Source organism: Arsenophonus endosymbiont of Aphis craccivora (genome assembly GCF_013460135.1).
Taxonomy (GTDB): domain Bacteria; phylum Pseudomonadota; class Gammaproteobacteria; order Enterobacterales; family Enterobacteriaceae; genus Arsenophonus; species Arsenophonus nilaparvatae.
Window position 1 is genome coordinate 1,074,917 of the sequence record NZ_CP038155.1, and the last position, 19,637, is coordinate 1,094,553.

The following is a 19,637-nucleotide window of genomic DNA, read 5'->3' on the forward strand; positions in this document are numbered from 1 at the left end:
GTAACACTTAATTAAATAACAAATAATCAATATAAACATTCATTTAACTTGATACTAAACATGTATCTATACCAGGATATTGTATCAATTTCGATAAAAACAAATCGATATTATTTCTCATTTTAAATACATTTATTTAACACAATTAAAGGAAAGGATAACTTAGGTAATAACACTGAAATACTAATTCAGGGCTTGTTAAATAATATGAGATCTAATACCGGCCTGACTAAAACGGAATCATTATGAAATCGAAAAGTTTAACCACTTGGATTATTGTAGGCCTGATCGCCGGGATAATAGTTGGATTTGCATTAAATTCATTCACCAATCCAGAAATAACCGCCAGCTACGCCAAAAATATTTCGATCATTACAGATATTTTTTTGCGTTTGATTAAAATGATTATTGCACCATTAATTATTTCAACCTTGATCGTCGGGATCGCCAAAATGGGTGACGCCAAAACCTTAGGGCGTGTTTTCTCAAAAACATTGTTACTGTTCATGGTTGCTTCTTTCATTTCAATTACCATTGGCCTGGTTATTGTTAATATTCTTACACCAGGAGTAGGTATCAATTTCGTGGCAGAGACCAATTCAACGGTGACAAATATCGAACCAACCACTTTTTCTTTCCACAATTTTATTTCCCATGCTATACCTACTAGTATCATTGATGCGATGTCGCGTAATGAGATTTTACAGATTGTAATTTTCTCAATTTTTATGGGATGCAGCATATCTGCCATAGGTAAAAAAGGTGAACCGATTATTAAAATTCTAGATTCACTGGTTTACGTAATGTTGAAGCTGACAAGCTATGTTATGCTTTTTGCCCCTATTACTGTTTTTGCTGCTATCTCAGCCCTGATTGCTGAACGCGGATTGAGTGTACTGATCAATACTAGCATTTTTATGGGAGAATTTTACTTTACTCTAGCGTTACTCTGGGTGATCTTAATTGGGGTATCCGTGTTAATCGTTGGCCCATGCATTTTACGCTTAGTCAAAAACATCATGGAACCGGCTTTACTCGCTTTCACCACCTCAAGTTCTGAAGCGGCTTTTCCGGGTACTTTAGAAAAACTGGAACAGTTTGGTATTTCTAATAAGATTGCTAGCTTTGTTTTACCAATTGGTTACTCATTCAACCTTGTTGGTTCAATGGCTTATTGTTCATTTGCAGTTATCTTTATCGGTCAAGCATGTAATATCCATTTAAGTATGGGTGAACAAATCACTATGTTGTTGATTTTGATGCTGACATCTAAAGGTATGGCTGGTATACCACGGGCATCGTTGGTCGTTATTGCAGCGACACTAAGCCAATTTAATATTCCAGAAGCCGGCTTAATTTTATTAATGGGTATTGATCCTTTCTTAGATATGGGACGTTCAGCAACGAATGTCATGAGTAATGCCATGGGATCGGCACTGGTTGGTCGCTGGGAAGGTGAACACTATGGCGACGGTTGCCGAGGCACACCGAAAGAAAAATCTGATAATCTTTTTACTGATAAAATTAGTTTGAAATCTTAATAATAGATAATATTCCAGCCAAATAGCACAACAAGACGCGCCTGTAGGCGCGACTTATTTACTTAAGATATAATATGCTTGATTGATTTTAAGTATTTAATTAATTCAACTTAAGAAGGATTAGCCATTTTCATTTTTAGCTGGCTAACAGATAAAATTGGTTGGCCAGCAACAAGTCATCCCTTTTCGGATGTTGAAGTTGCTGCTTATTTAACATATGTATCAATTCGATATTTGTAAACAAAGTTTGGGTACACTGCAATGATTTGAATACCAGTATAGCTGGTATTCGTCGCTTAATATGTCGATGTTCCGTTTTTACCCGAATGGTTAATTATTTATTCTATTCAACAGTAATATCTTTAACCGTATAATATTCTATTAGTTTTGTTAAAATTGATATCTCACTTATACCTAAAACATCTTTTTTGTCAAAACTTACGTCGGATAATAAAAAACCCTATGGTTCACCATAGGGTTGAGAACTAGGAAAATAAAATAGCGTTTAATTACAGCACATTGATACAGTTTAACTCTTTGTTTAACTCTTTATATGCAAGTTCTAAACGCTCAATCATGGAAGTCTGACCCGCACGCATCCAAACACGAGGGTCATAATATTTTTTATTAGGTTTATCTTCACCTTCTGGATTACCCAGTTGGCTTTGTAGATAACCTTCATTTTTCTTATAATAATTCAAAATGCCTTCCCAGGTCGCCCACTGGGTGTCAGTATCAATATTCATTTTTACCACACCATAACTGACCGCTTCTTTAATTTCTTCAGCAGTAGAGCCTGAACCTCCATGGAAAACAAAATTCAGATTATTTTCCGCTGGCAAATTAAATTTCTGCGCAACGTACTGTTGTGAGTTGTGTAGAATTTTTGGTGTTAATTGAACGTTGCCTGGCTTATAAACACCATGCACATTACCGAAAGATGCCGCAATAGTAAATCGATGACTAATTTTACTCAATTGCTCATAAGCATAAGCGACATCTTCAGGCTGTGTATAAAGCGATGAGCTATCTAAGCCAGTGTTATCGACACCATCTTCCTCACCACCAGTGCAACCTAACTCAATTTCTAATGTCATGCCCATTTTGCTCATCCAATGCAAATATTGAGAGCAAATTTCAATATTTTCCGCCAATGACTCTTCAGACAAATCGATCATATGCGATGAAAACAGTGGCTTACCGGTGGTTTTATAATATTCCTCGCCAGCATCTAGCAAGCCATCAATCCATGGCAGTAGTTTACGTGCACAATGATCAGTGTGTAAGATAACAGCGACACCATAATGTTTTGCCATTTGATGCACATGATGAGCACCTGATATTGCGCCTAAAATCGCAGCTTGTTGACCTTCTGCTTTGAGACCTTTACCAGCGATAAACGCAGCACCACCGTTAGAAAATTGGACAATTACCGGAGAACGAACTTTAGCAGCGGTTTCCAAAACAGCATTAATCGAATCTGTACCGACACAATTGACTGCCGGCAACGCAAATTTATGTTCTTTTGCAACGGCAAAAACTTTTTGCACATCATCGCCGGTAATAACACCTGGTTTTACAAAATCAAAAATCTTAGACATGAGATAAAATCCTATTATTGGACAGGTGAACAGTGCTACCTGTCATTTTCTTCAGATATAATTACTGTTTTGCTCGTTCTTCTAACACAACAACTGCAGGTAATTTTTTACCTTCCACCAATTCAAGAAAAGCACCACCGCCAGTAGAAATATAAGAAATTTTATCCGCAATACCAAACAGATCAATCGCCGCTAATGTATCACCACCACCTGCTATAGAAAAAGCTTCACTTTCTGCAATTGCTTGGGCAATCACTGCGGTGCCGTGGCGAAAATTAGGGAACTCGAAAACCCCAACTGGACCATTCCATAAAATCGTTTTTGCTTTTTTAAGAATACCCGCCAAACGTTCAGCCGTTTCATCGCCTAAGTCCAAAATCTGCTCATAATCTTTAACATCATTGACAGATTTCATTACCGCATCGGCTGTTTCAGAAAATTCAGTCGCTACACGAACATCAGTAGGTACAGGAATATCGCAAGTAGATAATAATTTTTCTGCTTCTGTGATCAAGTCATCTTCATATAAAGAACGGCCGACTTTATGACCTTCAGCTGCGATAAAGGTATTGGCAATACCGCCTCCCACAATAATTTGGTCGGCAATTTTTGCTAAAGAATCCAAAACAGTTAATTTAGTCGAAACTTTTGAACCACCAACGATTGCAACCATTGGCCGAGCAGGCTCTTTCAATGCTTTACCTAATGCGTCCAACTCAGCAAATAACAGCGGCCCTGCGCATGCTATAGGAGCAAATTTTGCCACACCATGGGTTGATGCCTGAGCACGGTGCGCCGTACCAAATGCATCCATTACATAGATGTCACAAAGTGCAGCATATTGCTTAGATAAATTTTCATCATCCTTTTTTTCACCCCGGTTGAAGCGTACATTCTCAAGAACCACCAGCTCGCCATTAGCAACTTCAACTCCATTTAAATAATCTTTTACTAAACGAACAGGATAGTCGAGCTTATCTGCTAAATAGTCTACAACGGGTTTCAATGAAAATTCCTCATTATACTCACCTCCAATCGGTCGACCTAAATGAGACGTTACCATTACCTTTGCGCCTTGCTTGAAAGCGATTTCAATCGTCGGTAAAGAAGCACAGATCCGTGCATCAGAGGTAACTTTGCCATCTTTGACAGGAACGTTTAGGTCAGCCCGGATGAATACTTTTTTACCAGCCAGATCTAAATCGGTCATCTTAATTACAGATATGGTGAATCCTCTCGTTGATTCTCTAAATTATTAATCTTCTGCTGTGTATGGAGAGCAATATTCCCCATACTGTCTGTCAACAGATAGATTTGTTGAAACCAGTAGCAGCCATTGCTAATGTCGTATCAAGCATACGATTGGCAAAACCCCACTCATTATCGCACCAAACTAAAATCTTAATTAGGTGTTGCCCACTAACTCGTGTTTGCGTACCATCTACAATAGCACTATGTGGGTCATGATTAAAATCTGTTGATACTAACGGCAATTCAGTATAATCAACTATACCACGAAATGAACCTTCTGCTGCTTGTTGCACCAGCTGATTGACTTTAGCTACCGTTACTTTAGATCTTACCGTCACACTGAGGTCGATCGCCGTTACATTGATAGTTGGTACGCGAACCGATATCGCTTCAAAATGATCTTTGAATTTTGGAAATATTCGTGTGATCCCAGCAGCCAAGTTGGTATAAACAGGAATAATAGATTGGCTAGCGGCCCGTGTACGACGTAGATCTTGATGATAAGCATCAATAACCGGCTGATCATTCATTGCAGCGTGAATCGTTGTCACTGTACCAGACTCAATATCCAAAGCATCATCTAATATTTTAATCACAGGAATAATACAATTTGTGGTACAAGATGCGTTTGATACCAGTTGATCGCTATTTTTCAAACTGGTTTCATTAACCCCATAAACAATAGTTGCATCAAGATCAGTACTTCCTGGATGAGAAAATAGCACCTTTTTTGCGCCATTTGATAAATGCGCAGAGCCATCGACCTTTGAACCATAAACACCGGTACAATCGAGTACTACATCAATATCCAATGCTCGCCATGGTAGTTTTTCAATCTCAGATTGATGAAAAAGATGAATACTGTCATTACCTACAACTAACAAATCGTTATTCAGGCGCACATCATAAGCAAATCGGCCATGACTAGAATCATACTTTAATAAATGCGCTATTCCTTCCGAAGTAGCAATTTCATTAATTGCAACAACAGCAATTTGAGCTCGGTGATCTGATTCATAAAGCGCTCTTAATATGCTACGCCCTATTCGCCCAAAACCATTAATTGCCACTCTAACTACCATACTCTTCCTTCAATATAACAACTGCTTTGTTAATAGCTAAGAATACCGATAATGACAGCTTTTGTAAAGAGCGTATCTAATCATATAAAGCTGATCAATACGCTCATATCATTTTCATCAATTACGGCAATAAAGCTTTAGCCTTCTCTATCACATTTTCCACACTAAAACCAAACTCTTTAAATAAAGCCTCTGCCGGTGCTGACTCACCAAAAGTATGCATACCAACAACCCCACCGGTTGTGCCAACATATTTGTACCAATAATCAGCAATACCCGCCTCAACAGCTAATCGTGCAGTAACTGAAGAGGGTAATACAGACTCACGATAAGCGGCGTCCTGTTTATCAAAAGTATCCGTTGATGGCATAGAAACCACTCGTACTTGATAGCCTTCGGCAGTCAATTTTTCATAAGCATTAACCGCTAATCCAACCTCAGAGCCAGTTGCAATCAAAATAAGCGCGGGTGTTTTTTCGCTATCTTTGAGCACATAAGCCCCTTTAATAATATTGGCTAACTGTTTAGTATCACGTGGTTGCTGTTCAAGATTTTGACGGGAAAAAATCAACGCACTTGGCCCCTCATTACGCTCAATCGCATACTGCCAGGCAATGGCCGATTCAACCTGATCACAAGGACGCCAAGTACTTATATTAGGCGTCAGGCGCAAACTGGCTAATTGCTCAACAGGTTGATGGGTTGGACCATCCTCACCCAGACCAATAGAATCATGAGTATAGACAAAAATACTGCTAATTGTCATTAACGCAGCCATGCGTACTGCATTACGCGCATACTCAACAAACATTAAAAAGGTTGCACCATAGGGTATAAAACCACCATGCAAGGCAATACCATTCATAATAGCCGACATACCAAATTCACGTACACCATAGTGAATATAATTACCTGCTGGAGAATCTTTTATTGACTTAGACACTGACCACATAGTTAAATTACTGGGAGCTAAATCAGCGGAGCCGCCTAAAAGTTCAGGCAATATCTTACCGAAAACCTCCAACGTATTTTGTGAGGCTTTACGGCTGGCAATATTAGCAGGATTGCGTTGTAATTCCGTCACCAAATCATTTGCAACAGCTTGCCAATTAGTCGGTAATTCACCTTTGGTCCGACGGATAAACTCTTCGGCAAGTTGCGGGAAAGCCCGTTGATACTCAGCAAATTTTTCACGCCAGGTAGCTTCTTTTTGCTGACCAATTTCGCGGGCATCCCAGGCTTGATAAATATCTGCTGGTATTTCAAAAGGTGGATATGACCAATCTAGTGCTGCCCGGGTTTCAGCGATCTCAGTTTCACCTAATGGTGAACCATGCGCTTCTTCGGAACCAGCCTTATGGGGCGAGCCATAACCAATTATCGTTTTGCAGATTAATAGAGAGGGCTTATCGGTAACCTTACGGGCTTGTTCTATTGCTGACTTGATTTGTTCAGGATCATGTCCATCAATACCTTTGATAACATGCCAATGATAAGCGGCAAAACGTTCAGCAGTATTATCTGTAAACCAACCTTCCACCTCACCATCGATTGAAATGCCATTATCATCATAAAAAGCAATCAATTTACCTAATTTCAATGTTCCAGCCAACGAACAAGCTTCATGTGAAATGCCTTCCATCATGCAACCATCACCCATAAATACATAGGTATAATGATCAACAATAGTATGGTCTGGACGATTAAATTGAGCAGCTAACGTTCGTTCGGCAATAGCAAAACCTACAGCATTTGCAATTCCTTGTCCCAGCGGGCCAGTCGTGGTTTCAACACCTGGCGTATAACCATATTCGGGATGTCCTGGTGTTTTGGAATGAAGTTGGCGAAAATTTTTTAATTCTTTGATCGGTAAATCATAACCGGTAAGATGCAGCAAGCTATAAAGTAGCATAGAACCATGGCCATTAGATAATACAAAACGGTCACGATCTACCCAGTCAGGATCAGCAGGATTATGATCCAGATAGTCACGCCAGAGTACTTCAGCAATATCCGCCATTCCCATTGGCGCACCTGGATGCCCTGATTTTGCTTTCTGTACCGCATCTATACTGAGGAAACGGATAGCATTAGCAAGGATTTTACGAGTGATCATTGTTTACTCCAAATCGAATAAATAGCAAATTTGATACTGATTTTCTCAAGGTAGTTTTGCCATCTTAACAGTTAAAATCTAATCTAGGTATCTGCACTAAATAATCAGCGGTAACAAAATTTTAATCAATAGCAAAATAATTAAAAATAAGTGAATGAAACAATAATAACAATCACTGTTTGTGCTATAGCGAAAATCAAAACACGAATATCATAATTTTTTCTAAGCAAAAAGGCTGTGAGATTGGATATGATTTTCTGGCAAAAAGAATGATTATTATCTTAAAATACAGAAAACCCCGAGGCTTATACTCAGGGTTTTATAATATTGGCGGTGCGGACGGGACTTGAACCCGCGACCCACGGCGTGACAGGCCGTTATTCTAACCAACTGAACTACCGCACCACGGTATAATCGATTTAAGAACGGCCATGATCTTACGAATCAGCAATCTATACGTCAATATTTTTTAGAAAAAAAATCACTATTTGCGCATTTTTTCAGCTAAAAGTGTAACAATGCTTAATGTTTAACCTGATCCTTTTCGCAATCATCGGAACGCCAAAGTGAAATCTTTCCACTTTTATTTTCAATCAGATCCAGTTTTGCTTCATGACCAGTAATTTCTTCTTGATTAGCATAAATCACGGTTAATCCCATTGCTGAGCGTTCTATTCGTTTAATATCATCGGTATAGGTTTCACTACCTGGCTCTGAATCAACTGAAAAAGCTAACGAGGTTTGTCCTCCGGTCATTGCCATATAGACTTCGGCCAAGATCTCTGCATCGAGCAAGGCGCCATGGAGTGTACGCTTTGAATTATCGATATGATAGCGATCACATAAAGCATCAAGATTATTCCGTTTTCCCGGAAACAGCTTTCTGGCCAATACCAAGCTATCAGTGATCTGACAAAAGTTTGCTGTCGGTGGAATATCTCTATTTAACTTGGAAAACTCATAATCCATAAACCCAATATCAAAAGGGGCATTGTGTATGATTAACTCAGCGCCGCGAATAAAATCTAAAAATTCATCGGCTATTTCAGCAAAAGTTGGTTTATCTTGTAAAAACTCATCACTAATCCCATGAACTTCGAAAGCTTCAGGATCAACTAATCGTGCTGGTTTTATATAAACATGGAAATGACGACCAGTTAAGCGGCGATTGATCACTTCTACCGCGCCAATTTCAATAATATTATGTCCTTCATCATGGATCCCTAGCTTATTCATACCAGTAGTTTCCGTATCAAGAACAATTTGTCGTGTAATCACAGTGCTCATAGTGCCTTTTTATGTCAGACTTAGGGTTATAAATCACGAATAAAATGAGTTTATCAGAAATGACGAAACAGGTAGAAATTTTCACCGATGGTTCTTGCTTAGGCAATCCAGGCCCAGGCGGTTATGGTATTTTACTGCGTTATAATAAACATGAAAAAACATTAAGCAAAGGGTATTTTCGTACCACCAATAATCGTATGGAATTAATGGCTGCCATTATTGGTTTGGAAACGCTTAAACAACCCTGCCAGGTTATTCTAACGACTGATAGTCAATATGTCCGTCAGTGTATCACCCAATGGATCCACAACTGGAAAAATCGCCAATGGCGACGCGCAGATAAATCACCTGTTTTGAATGTTGATTTATGGCAACGATTAGACGCAGCAATTTCTCGACACCAAATAGAATGGCACTGGGTCAAAGGCCATGCTGGACATGCAGAAAATGAGCGATGCGATGAATTAGCAAGAAATGCGGCAAATTCACCAACAGAAGAGGATAGCGGCTACCAAACGGAACAAAATTAATGACGTTTGCGCCAACACTTAACAAACCCCATTGTATTACCTATTTTCATGCGGGTTCGCATAAATTTTATGGGTGTTGGCGTCAACGGTAATGTTCTTTTACGGGCAATGATAAGATTGATACAACCGGCAAATTGCAAATTTCTATTGATAAAATGATCAGGGTTTATCCAGGGTATAATTTGAAAACTTTGTCGCTGCAGTACTTCGTAATTCAATAAGCTCAACCAATCAAGTTGACGCCAGGTAGAAAACATATGACTACGATATGGTTGCCGCTTACGCAAAAGAGGAATACATTTCCCTAACCCTAGCAAACTAAAAGGATTAAAATTAGATAAAATTAGCCAACCATCATCAACCAAAACCCTATCAGCTGCACGCAATAACCAATGTGGGTTAGTACTGTAAGATAGTTGTTGTATTAAAAGACAGGCATCGATCGATTTGTCCTCGAAAGGCATTTCATTAGGATCACCTAATAATTGACAGTTACTTCCAGCTATATTCATGCTAAATTGATGGGTAATCAGCGATGCTTGGGTATCAATCTGTAAACTCAATTGGCCAATTTTTAATAAATGGAAACCAAATATTTTTGGCCACCATGGTTGTAGCTGCTGGTTCAATGCAATACGATAATATTCTCCCCATGGAATGTCTTCCCAGGAGTCAGGCATTTTAGATCGTTGAGCAATACGAGCTGACTTCATTGTAATATCCTTCTAACCCTTTAGTTATGAGGCATTATTATATTATGGAGCTTATCAGAATTCCTTCCTTAGTTGATAATTATATATGGCTATTAATCTATCAAGGTAACTGTATTATTGTCGATCCTGGTACTGCTAAGCCAGTGCAGCAATTTTTACAACAAAATGCTATAAAACCGGTCGCTATTTTACTTACTCACCACCATCATGATCACGTCGATGGCGTCAAAGAATTACAAAAATATTATCCCGAATTAGTCGTCTATGGTCCAATGGAAACCAGTAGCAAAGGAGCAACATGTATCATAAAAGGTGGAGAGCAGCTAAATTTTGCCGGCTTTTCATGGCAAATTTTTGCCGTACCTGGACATACTTTAGGACATGTTGCTTACTATCAAAAACCATATCTATTTTGCGGTGATACCCTATTTTCTGGTGGTTGTGGCCGTATTTTTGAAGGAACAGCTGAACAAATGTATCATTCGCTTGAAACGCTTAAAGCTTTACATGATGAGAAGTTAGTCTGTTGCGCACATGAATATACCGCTGCGAATATGGTATTTGCCAGTTATTTGCTACCCCACGATGAAGCAATAAAAGCTTATACTTTTGCCGTGAACCAAAAACGAGCCCAAAAACAATCCACACTGCCATCACAACTTAAAGTAGAAAAAAAGATCAATATCTTCTTAAAATATGACGATCCTTACTTACAAAAAGTATTGGGGTTTTCTCCTGCTACTTGTTCAAATTGTGATGTATTTGCCAAAATTCGCAAACTAAAAGATCGCTTTTAAATTGATGGTTGTCATTAGCTAACGAGATCAGTATCATTCCCTCTTTATTAAACAATTGAATAAATAACAACCTAGGATAGGTTACATTAATGAAGACAAAAGCGATACTATTCGCCTATGTTCTGCTTGTTGGTTGTCACATGACACCCAATGAGCAAACACCAGATCCGTCTTCAGCCAATCAAGATATTGAAACTACCACTTGGGAATCAACCTATTTAATAGAAAATGATTTGTGGGGTTATATTAGTAATGAGCTGAAAATGGATATTCCTGATAATGCCAGGATCAGAAATCAAATCAAATCTTATTTGGCCAAAGAAAGCTATTTGCGGAATGTGACATTACGCGCAGAGCCTTACATGTACTGGATTGTTGAAAAAATTGATCAACGCCACCTGCCAATGGAGCTTGCCCTGGTTCCTATCGTTGAAAGTGCTTTTAATCCCCATGCAACCTCACAGGCTCAGGCTACAGGTTTATGGCAGATTATTCCATTGACTGGTCAGTCATATGGATTAAAACAAAATAAATGGGTTGATGAACGCAGAGATGTCGCTGCCTCGACTAGTGCAGCACTAAATTTACTTGAACGATTAAATAACCTATTCGACGGTGATTGGCCTCTAACACTTGCTGCTTATAATTGTGGCGAAGGTTGTGTGCTTAATGCCATCAAGAAAAATGAAGAGCTGGGATTACCTACTAATTATTGGTCGTTATCACTCCCCAAAGAAACAATGAATTATGTACCAAAAATTTTGGCTCTCAGTAATATATTACGCAATAGCGAACAATATGCATTGCAATTACCAACAACCAATAAAAATAATGCACTTACCCAGGTTAATATAGGCGAACAAATTACCTTACCTCAAGCAGCTAGACTTTCTGGACTGCCATTAACCGCTCTTAAAGCCTATAATCCAAATTTAAAACATAATATAACACCTCCAGCCGGTCCCTATACTATTATGCTACCAACAGATAAAGCGGATCTGCTTAAGGATGCGCTTTCTGATCAAGACGTATTAAATAGTATTCGCCTTGCTGTTGCCAACAATAATAAACAGATATTAGCTAGACAGCGTTCTATCACTAATTACAAAGTTAAACGCGGTGACTCCTTATCGATTATTGCCAAACGTTTTAATACCACAACCGATAAGCTTAAGTCACTCAATGGCATGAAAACAGCCAACTTGCGGATCGGGCAAACATTAAAAATTAGCGGTAAAAATAGTTATCGTGCACCAACTATGATTGCTAAAAATAGCACTTCATCAGGCAAGAAAGTTAAAGTAAATATCAAGACCTACAAAGTCCGTCAAGGTGATTCCTATTACAGTATTGCTAAACGCCACGGCATCGATCTTAAAGATCTGATGAATTGGAACTCTAGCGTTAGAATAGCAGATTTAAAACCGGGCATAACGCTGACTATTCACCTCTAATAATATTATGGTAAAATAGCCCTTCGCGCGAAAGATCTGATTAATACGATTTAACATCCCCGGACGATTTGCATGAATATGCAATAAACAATTAGTATCGTCAGTATGAATAGGTAATGAAACTTCAGGGACATTGACCGCCGATAAAGTAGAACCATTATCAGAATATTTTGCTAACTTATTAGCCACTTCAGAACCAATATTTTCCTGTGCTTCTTGCGTTGAGCCACCAATATGAGGGGTTAAAATAACATTATCAAAACCTATTAACGGTGAGCTGAAAGGATCACCATTACTGGCTGGTTCTTTAGGAAATACATCAATTGCAGCACCTGAGATATGCTGACTTTTCAACGCCTCAGCTAAGGCCGGGATATCAACTACGCTACCACGTGAAGTATTGATCAAAATCGCGCCGGGTTTCATCAAGGTTAGTTGTTCTTTGCCAAACATATTCTTAGTACTCGCTGTTTCAGGAACATGTAAGCTAATAACATCACTCATATTGAGTAATTCGGTCATAGTAGGAACTTGGCAAGCATTACCTAGCGGTCACTTATTTGCAATATCATAGAAATAAACATTCATTCCAATATTTTCAGCTAAGATACCTAATTGAGTACCAATATGACCATAACCAATGATAACTAATTTCTTACCGCGTGCTTCATAGCTTCCTTTGGCTTGTTTATTCCATATTCCACGATGGGCTTTCATGCTCGCTTCTGGAATACGACGTAAAAGCAATAGTAATTCGCCAAGTACCATTTCTGCCACAGAGCGTGTATTGGAAAATGGCGCATTAAAAACTGGAATGCCCCGCTTAGCCGCAGCCTGCATATCAACTTGATTGGTGCCAATGCAAAAGCAACCGACTGCAATCAATTTTTCAGCCACGGCTAAAACCTGTTCGCTAAGATAGGTACGGGAACGAATACCGATAAAGTGGACATCAGGGATCACTGCGATGAATTCTTCTGTTGATAATGCACCTTCATGATATTCAATATTGTCATAGCCTGCTGCCCGCAGATTATTAATTGAACTTTGATGCACACCCTCTAAAAGCAAAAATTTAATTTTCTGTTTTTGTAAAGATACATTAACCATTTACCCCATCCTATCATTAAGATTACGGCTATCACCTATTTTGTCATACAAACATAACAAAAATTTTCCCAGTAGCAATACTATCATTTACCCAAGCAACGAAATAAATCTCAACTAAAACGCTATAACGAACAAAAAGGAAATTAAAGAGGCAAAAATAAGATTTTTATCATACTAAATCAATTATTATGATATAACTCACTAAATTTGAGAGTAAAAAAATATAAATTTAATATAGGCAATAAGTACTACCTTAATAGGCCGGTCAGCACTTTAAAAACCACCAAATAATTAGCTGTTAGCCGTTAATTTTTTTACTCCAGCTGATGTTGCCAGCAAAATAATATCTGCTGGGCGATTGGCAAATAACCCTACCGTTACTACACCGGCAATCGCATTAATTTTATTTTCAAGCTCTATCGGATCTAGGATCTCTAAATTGTGAACATCAAGAATGACATTACCATTATCAGTAACCACATTTTGCCGATATTCTGGCATGCCTCCTAACCTTACCAATTGACGAGCGACATAAGCGCGCGCCATCGGAATTACTTCAACAGGTAATGGAAATTTACCTAAAATATCCACTTGCTTAGATTTATCAGCTATAGTGATAAATTGCTTAGCCATCGCAGCGATGACTTTTTCACGCGTCAAGGCAGCGCCACCCCCTTTGATCATCATTAGATCTGGATTAAATTCATCAGCACCATCAATATCAATATCAATACCATCCACATCATTACTATCAAGAATAGGAATGGCTAACGCGGTTAATTTGTCTGTAGAAGCAACCGAACTTGAGACTGCACCTTTAATTAAATGTTTTTGTGTCGCTAAGCCATCAATAAAATGCGCAACGGTAGAGCCTGTTCCAACACCAACCACCATATCTGGTTTGATATATTCCAAAGCAGCCCAGCCGACCATTTTTTTTAATTCATCCTGTGTCATAATTAGTTGCCCTATTATTTTTTATTGCTAAAACCTACTAATTAATTAGTATAACGAAATTTGCCCGGCTATCGATTGGAAAAATATTGCATAGTAAGATATAGAATAACATCTGAATTGAATTTTAAAGAGATTTTTTCGTGATTAAACGCCCTGACTATCGAGCACTACAAGCATTGGATACTGTGATCCGTGAACGCGGCTTTGAGCGCGCTGCGCAAAAGTTATGTATCACTCAATCTGCCGTTTCCCAACGAATTAAGCAGCTTGAGAACCTATTTGGTCAACCATTATGAGTGAGGAATATCCCTCCTCAACCGACTGAGCAAGGACAAAAACAACTCTCGCTATTACATCAAGTGGAATTACTAGAAGAGCAATGGCTTGGTGACGAAAGTAATGGCACAACCCCGTTTTTACTATCAGTGGCAGTCAATGCTGATAGTTTAGCAACCTGGTTCCTGCCGGCTCTTAATCCAGTACTACATGACAGCCCTATTCGTATTAATATTCAAGTCGAAGATGAAACCCGGACTCAAGAGCTGCTACGTAGAGGAGAGGTCGTTGGCGCGATTAGTATTCAACCAGAGCCTTTACCTGGCTGCCTGGTAGATAAATTGGGTGCACTGGATTATGTATTTGTGTCCTCACCTACTTTTGCTGAGCGTTATTTCCCTACTGGGGTAACAAAAGCCTCACTGTTAAGGGCACCTGCTGTCGCTTTTGATCATCTAGATGATATGCATCCAGCTTTTGTGCAACAGAATTTTAACCTATCTCCGGGTAGTGTTCCTTGCCATATTGTGAATTCCTCAGAGGCATTTGTTCAACTTGCTAAGCAAGGCTCAACCTGTTGTATGATCCCACATTTACAAATTATTGATGAATTAAATTCAGGTGAACTAGTCGACCTCACGCCCGGACTATGTCAGCGTAGAATGCTATACTGGCACCGCCTTTCGCCTGAAAGCAGGACAATGAGAAAGGTAACTGACGCCCTGGTAAAAACTGGACGCCAGATATTAAAACAAACAGATAATGATAATGTGGCAAATAACAATTAACGTTTCAATTCAAAAACAACATCAACTTGATCGGTAAAATCAATACTCTGTTGTTCGTAAGTTTGATTGCTATCACTGGCAGCAGCAGCCACCATTTGGTTCATAGCCTTCATTCTTGTCATTGGATAAGGGGTTGCATCAGGTGCTCGATAATTAATACTATAAACTTTGCCTAATTTAACATTAAATCCTGCTGCTAACGCTTCTGCTTGCACTTTAGCATTGTCAATTGCTTTATTACGAGCTTCATCACGATAGTGTTTAGGATCCTTAACACAAAATTGCACCGAATTAATTTCATTTAAACCAGCTGCTAATGCACCATCCAATAAAGTATTCAATTGATCTAGTTTATATAGTTTAACTTCTACTGAACGTTCTGCAGTATAACCGACTATTTTAGATTTTTCGGCCCTTTTATCATATTCATATTTCGGTTGAGTCGTGATATTTGCCGCATTGATATAGCCACTTTCTATCCCTTTATCCTTGAGAAAGTCAAAATATTGCTTAACACGTGCGTCAACCGCCGTTTTAGCTGAGGCAGCATTTTTTTCAGTTACAGCAACATTAATTAGTAAAGTGACCATATCTGGTGTGGCTTTAATCGTTGCATTACCTGAGGTCACGATATGTGGCCCATTAGGTCAGGAGTTAGATTGAGCAAGTAATGGTAATGAACTGACTGACATCATCGCTAAAAATATAATTGAACTAAGCTTCACGAGACCTCCTGCACATAATTAATCAACTCTAGATAGACTATTTGCTAGCCAATAATCGTTTATTCTTAACATAATAGAATATTAAAAAGCATAATAGGAAGGTTAATCATAATGAATAATTTTAATCAACACTAACTAATGCAAATTTAAATAGCGAGATTTTACTGACCAATAAAAATATTGGTGTGAAAGCTAATTCACACCAAAATAATTGGCTAGCTATTTTTGGTTTGATATAAATGAACATCCATTTGTGGAAAAGGTATACCAATATTATGTGCATCTAACTGTTTTTTAAAATTTTCCATCAAGTCCCAATAGACATTCCATCCATCAGCATTAGTCGTCCAAACACGTACGACAAAATTAAGAGAAGAAGGTGCCATTTCATGTAAACGGATAGTAACACCTTTATCATGCTGAATACGCTCATCTGCCGCAATAACATCACCTAACACTTTTTTAACCTTATCAATATCCGCATTATAGCCGACACCCACCATAATTTGAGTACGCCGATTAGGTTCACGAGAAGTGTTTATAATATTGTCGTTAATCACTTTGCTATTGGGTATAACAACAATGCGATCATCAGCCGTACGTAATGAAGTTGAAAAAATCTGGACATGCTCAACGGTTCCTTCCACTGCACCTAAAATCACATATTCTCCAGCTCGCAGTGGCCTAAAAATAACCAATAACACACCAGCAGCAAAATTAGATAAAGAACCCTGTAAAGCTAAACCAATCGCCAAACCGGCAGCACCTAAAACAGCAATAACGGAGGCAGTTTGCACACCTAACTTACTTAATACTGCTATTAAGGTAAATGCAATAATGCCATAACGAACAATTGCTGATAAAAAATCTCTGACCGTCTTATCTATACCGCGTAATGACATTAATCGATTAGTGATGTGACTCATCCATTTAGCAACAATCAAACCAGCAAATAAAATCACTAATGCAAAAACGATATTTACCGCATACTGAATTAACAAATCCTGATGATTAATAAGCCAACTCGTTGCCTGATCGATCGTTTCTACCACACCATTTGCATCCATCTCAATCCCCCTCGAGAAAATAAATTAATTACTAATCATATATCCGAAACTGTATAATTTTAGATATAACATTGACAAAATAAAACAGCGATTTTGTTATCTTTTAATCGATAATGTTTAATAAAATAAAGTTACGATAGTTTTCCAGCATTTTAATAAAATCATCTAAACCACAAAATGCAATACTCTCGTTATCGTAATAACACATCCCTTCTTCTAAATCTTCTGTTTGAAAATGTAACTGGTTAGCTCGTATCATGATCTCTTTATCATCCATGAACAATGTAAATTCACGTCCGATTTTTTTCCATTGACGCCCGCTGCCTTTAATAGAATGATAACCTGCCTGAATCTGCTCTAACTGACATAAATCACCTTTAATTTCCTCATTCAACCAATAACCCATTCAACCAATAACCAATTGCTTCATGATCCATTGAAAATCGAGCAATGATATGGCCAGTGACATCCTGTTGAAATTCATAATCCATACCTGATCTCCGTCCTGTTCCTCGAGTGTATTTTTTATTTATATCAGTCTAAATATTATCATTACCATAAAAATACTTTATTTTAACAATAATATAAATACCCTATTACATATAGAGGTGGCTATTTAAAAATTGGCGATTAATAAGTAATATTGTTTCAGCCACTAAAGAGACGAGACTTAGCTAATTTTAGGCTTTGTTGAATAAATCGAACTTTTAGGTGATTGGCGGAGCTGATCGCTAAATTCGTTTCAACATCAGGTCCCCATGGCAAAGCAAAAGTTTAAAATTACCAACTGGCCCGCGTACAACAAGGCACTCAGACAACGCGGTTCCCTGACGGTCTGGCTTGATGAGTCGGCCATCGCTGGATGGACTGACAGTTCTTCGCCTGAAGGTCGTGGCCGGCCGCTTTACTACAGCGATATGGCTGTTACCACTGTCCTGATGATGAAGCGTGTGTTTAACCTGTCGCTACGGGCATTACAGGGCTTCGTTGATTCGATTTTTAAACTCATGTCTTTGCCGCTGTGCTGTCCGGACTACTCGCTGGTCAGCAGACGAGCAAAGAGCGTCAACATCAGCATAAAAACGCCAACGCGTGGTGAAATCTCGCATCTGGTCATCGACAGTACCGGTCTGAAGGTCTTTGGCGAAGGTGAATGGAAAGTCAGGCAGCATGGGGCTGACAGACGAAGAGTGTGGCGCAAGCTTCATCTGGCAGCAGACAGTGTGACTCATGAGATTATCTGTGCCGACTTATCGCTCAGCGGAACGACAGATGCGCAGGCACTGCCGGGCCTGATTAACCAAACCCACCGGAAAATCAGGGAAGTGTCAGCAGACGGTGCTTATGACGCCTGTTACTGCCACGATGCGTTGCTAAGAAAGAAAATCAGGCCCCTTATCCCGCCGCGAAGCGGAGCGAAATACTGGCCGGACAAGTACCATGAACGTAACCATGCGGTGGCGAATCAGCGTCTGAGCAGGAGTAATGATATGTGGAAAAAGAAAGTGGGTTATCACCGGCGTTCAGTGGCAGAAACAGCGATGTTCCGCATAAAAACTTTGCTGGGTGGCCATCTGAGCCTGCGTGACTATGAGGCTCAGGTAGGTGAAGCAATGGCGATGGTCAAAGCGCTGAACCGTATGACGTTGTTGGGTATGCCACACAGCGTCAGGATCGGATAACAGCTGTAGCAGAGGGAGCCATCCTGTCGGCTAATTCTGATTTATTCAACAAAGCCCTAATTTTATGTAACAACGCCATTTTTAAGAGAGTTTATAGTTATATTGTCTTGTAAGCATATTTCTAAATATGTAACCTTAAATTATAGCCGTTCAAAAATTATTTTCTTCGTAAAATGGGTAGATGATGGCTGTAATTCTCTACAGTTGGAATTTAATATTTAATAAAAGGATTTAAGTTATGGATGTTAAAGAAATTAATGATAAATTAGATAAAATTATAACCCAAGCATATCAAGATGATAGAATTAATAACGAAGAAGTTCAGAATATTCGTGACATTGCCGATCTTGTTTTTGAAAAAATTGTCATTGAAGCGGCTAACACTGGTAAAAATAATTCCATAACAGCATTCCAGAAATCATGCGATGTAACGGTTCAATTAATGCAAGATTCTTTTTTTAAATTGAAAAAAGAAAATCTTAACAGCAGTCAAAAAGATCTAGTTAAAACAGCATTTAATGCACAACTTACTTACATAAAAGCAAATTTTGATCGCTTTTTTAATTCCCTTTAACAAATATAATCTGAAGTTGTCTGGTAAATAATCAATTTTCTAAATAATAGATACAAATTCTAAAGAGGCATAAATTTTTCAGATAG

14 protein-coding genes, 1 tRNA gene and 4 pseudogenes are annotated in these 19,637 nt (G+C 38.6%); 7 read left to right on the top strand and 12 right to left on the bottom strand.

Going from position 1 to position 19,637, the window contains the following annotated elements:
- Positions 1-245: 245 nt before the first annotated feature.
- Entirely contained in the window at positions 246-1,541 is a 1,296-nt protein-coding gene (locus E3U36_RS05735; protein WP_180817396.1) for a dicarboxylate/amino acid:cation symporter, read from the top strand.
- Positions 1,542-2,050: 509 nt separating this feature from the next.
- Here E3U36_RS05735 and fbaA read toward each other — a convergent pair.
- From fbaA to dnaQ, 6 genes are all read right to left on the bottom strand, one after another.
- Positions 2,051-3,142, bottom strand: coding sequence for a class II fructose-bisphosphate aldolase (fbaA, locus tag E3U36_RS05740; protein WP_180817397.1), 1,092 nt, complete (start codon positions 3,140-3,142; stop codon positions 2,051-2,053).
- 61 nt (positions 3,143-3,203) lie between these two features.
- Positions 3,204-4,367 (bottom strand): phosphoglycerate kinase, encoded by a 1,164-nt coding sequence (gene pgk / locus E3U36_RS05745; protein WP_180817554.1) that lies wholly within the window; start codon positions 4,365-4,367, stop codon positions 3,204-3,206.
- 76 nt (positions 4,368-4,443) lie between these two features.
- Positions 4,444-5,475: an erythrose-4-phosphate dehydrogenase gene (gene epd, locus E3U36_RS05750; protein WP_180817398.1), complete on the bottom strand. Its 1,032-nt coding sequence runs from the start codon at positions 5,473-5,475 to the stop codon at positions 4,444-4,446.
- A gap of 121 nt (positions 5,476-5,596) precedes the next feature.
- A complete protein-coding gene (gene tkt / locus E3U36_RS05755) occupies positions 5,597-7,591 on the bottom strand; it encodes a transketolase (protein WP_180817399.1) in 1,995 nt (664 codons plus the stop codon).
- Positions 7,592-7,919: 328 nt separating this feature from the next.
- Positions 7,920-7,996, bottom strand: a tRNA-Asp gene (locus tag E3U36_RS05760).
- 117 nt (positions 7,997-8,113) lie between these two features.
- On the bottom strand, positions 8,114-8,878 hold the full coding sequence (gene dnaQ, locus E3U36_RS05765) for a DNA polymerase III subunit epsilon (protein WP_180817400.1): 765 nt from the start codon (positions 8,876-8,878) through the stop codon (positions 8,114-8,116).
- A 59-nt stretch (positions 8,879-8,937) separates the two neighbouring features.
- Here dnaQ and rnhA point away from each other — a divergent pair, with 59 nt between their 5' ends.
- Positions 8,938-9,408, top strand: coding sequence for a ribonuclease HI (gene rnhA, locus E3U36_RS05770; protein WP_180817555.1), 471 nt, complete (start codon positions 8,938-8,940; stop codon positions 9,406-9,408).
- Here the strand turns inward: rnhA and E3U36_RS05775 are convergent.
- Positions 9,405-10,121: a class I SAM-dependent methyltransferase gene (locus tag E3U36_RS05775; protein WP_180817401.1), complete on the bottom strand. Its 717-nt coding sequence runs from the start codon at positions 10,119-10,121 to the stop codon at positions 9,405-9,407. The genes rnhA and E3U36_RS05775 overlap by 4 nt on opposite strands.
- Before the next feature lie 44 nt (positions 10,122-10,165).
- Here E3U36_RS05775 and gloB point away from each other — a divergent pair, with 44 nt between their 5' ends.
- Both gloB and mltD read left to right on the top strand, forming a co-directional pair.
- Complete coding sequence (gloB, locus tag E3U36_RS05780; protein ID WP_180817402.1) at positions 10,166-10,918, top strand: hydroxyacylglutathione hydrolase; 753 nt, start codon at positions 10,166-10,168, stop codon at positions 10,916-10,918.
- A gap of 89 nt (positions 10,919-11,007) precedes the next feature.
- Entirely contained in the window at positions 11,008-12,372 is a 1,365-nt protein-coding gene (mltD, locus tag E3U36_RS05785) for a murein transglycosylase D (protein ID WP_180817403.1), read from the top strand.
- Between the two features lie 21 nt (positions 12,373-12,393).
- On the opposite strand, the pseudogene serA reads toward mltD, so the two are convergent.
- Together serA and rpiA are read right to left on the bottom strand one after the other, a co-directional pair.
- Positions 12,394-13,482, bottom strand: a pseudogene (gene serA / locus E3U36_RS05790) (phosphoglycerate dehydrogenase); the annotation flags it as partial.
- A 291-nt stretch (positions 13,483-13,773) separates the two neighbouring features.
- A complete protein-coding gene (gene rpiA / locus E3U36_RS05795) occupies positions 13,774-14,439 on the bottom strand; it encodes a ribose-5-phosphate isomerase RpiA (RefSeq protein ID WP_180817404.1) in 666 nt (221 codons plus the stop codon).
- 143 nt (positions 14,440-14,582) lie between these two features.
- Between rpiA and E3U36_RS05800 the strand changes: the two are divergent.
- Positions 14,583-15,503 (top strand): annotated as a pseudogene (locus E3U36_RS05800) (LysR family transcriptional regulator ArgP).
- Here E3U36_RS05800 and E3U36_RS05805 read toward each other — a convergent pair.
- The 3 genes and pseudogenes from E3U36_RS05805 to E3U36_RS05815 all read right to left on the bottom strand — a co-directional run bounded on the left by E3U36_RS05805 (position 15,500) and on the right by E3U36_RS05815 (position 17,786).
- A pseudogene (locus tag E3U36_RS05805) lies at positions 15,500-16,228 on the bottom strand (oxidative stress defense protein). The pseudogenes E3U36_RS05800 and E3U36_RS05805 overlap by 4 nt on opposite strands.
- 215 nt (positions 16,229-16,443) lie before the next feature.
- Positions 16,444-17,295: a small-conductance mechanosensitive channel MscS gene (gene mscS, locus E3U36_RS05810; RefSeq protein WP_180817405.1), complete on the bottom strand. Its 852-nt coding sequence runs from the start codon at positions 17,293-17,295 to the stop codon at positions 16,444-16,446.
- A gap of 103 nt (positions 17,296-17,398) precedes the next feature.
- A pseudogene (locus tag E3U36_RS05815) lies at positions 17,399-17,786 on the bottom strand (YacL family protein).
- Between the two features lie 267 nt (positions 17,787-18,053).
- On the opposite strand from E3U36_RS05815, the gene E3U36_RS05820 reads away from it, so the two are divergent.
- Together E3U36_RS05820 and E3U36_RS05825 are read left to right on the top strand one after the other, a co-directional pair.
- Positions 18,054-18,977, top strand: coding sequence for an IS5 family transposase (locus E3U36_RS05820; RefSeq protein ID WP_180815966.1), 924 nt, complete (start codon positions 18,054-18,056; stop codon positions 18,975-18,977).
- A gap of 238 nt (positions 18,978-19,215) precedes the next feature.
- Complete coding sequence (locus E3U36_RS05825) at positions 19,216-19,551, top strand: hypothetical protein (protein ID WP_180817406.1); 336 nt, start codon at positions 19,216-19,218, stop codon at positions 19,549-19,551.
- Positions 19,552-19,637: the final 86 nt, after the last annotated feature.

What these genes read in the sequence shown, in the direction of transcription:
- E3U36_RS05735 (WP_180817396.1), top strand. Translation starts at nt 246, where the DNA reads ATGAAATCGAAAAGTTTAACCACTTGGATTATTGTAGGCCTGATCGCC.
- fbaA (WP_180817397.1), bottom strand. Translation starts at nt 3,142, where the DNA reads ATGTCTAAGATTTTTGATTTTGTAAAACCAGGTGTTATTACCGGCGAT.
- epd (WP_180817398.1), bottom strand. Translation starts at nt 5,475, where the DNA reads ATGGTAGTTAGAGTGGCAATTAATGGTTTTGGGCGAATAGGGCGTAGC.
- tkt (WP_180817399.1), bottom strand. Translation starts at nt 7,591, where the DNA reads ATGATCACTCGTAAAATCCTTGCTAATGCTATCCGTTTCCTCAGTATA.
- dnaQ (WP_180817400.1), bottom strand. Translation starts at nt 8,878, where the DNA reads ATGAGCACTGTGATTACACGACAAATTGTTCTTGATACGGAAACTACT.
- rnhA (WP_180817555.1), top strand. Translation starts at nt 8,938, where the DNA reads ATGACGAAACAGGTAGAAATTTTCACCGATGGTTCTTGCTTAGGCAAT.
- E3U36_RS05775 (WP_180817401.1), bottom strand. Translation starts at nt 10,121, where the DNA reads ATGAAGTCAGCTCGTATTGCTCAACGATCTAAAATGCCTGACTCCTGG.
- gloB (WP_180817402.1), top strand. Translation starts at nt 10,166, where the DNA reads ATGGAGCTTATCAGAATTCCTTCCTTAGTTGATAATTATATATGGCTA.
- mltD (WP_180817403.1), top strand. Translation starts at nt 11,008, where the DNA reads ATGAAGACAAAAGCGATACTATTCGCCTATGTTCTGCTTGTTGGTTGT.
- rpiA (WP_180817404.1), bottom strand. Translation starts at nt 14,439, where the DNA reads ATGACACAGGATGAATTAAAAAAAATGGTCGGCTGGGCTGCTTTGGAA.
- mscS (WP_180817405.1), bottom strand. Translation starts at nt 17,295, where the DNA reads ATGGATGCAAATGGTGTGGTAGAAACGATCGATCAGGCAACGAGTTGG.
- E3U36_RS05820 (WP_180815966.1), top strand. Translation starts at nt 18,054, where the DNA reads ATGGCAAAGCAAAAGTTTAAAATTACCAACTGGCCCGCGTACAACAAG.
- E3U36_RS05825 (WP_180817406.1), top strand. Translation starts at nt 19,216, where the DNA reads ATGGATGTTAAAGAAATTAATGATAAATTAGATAAAATTATAACCCAA.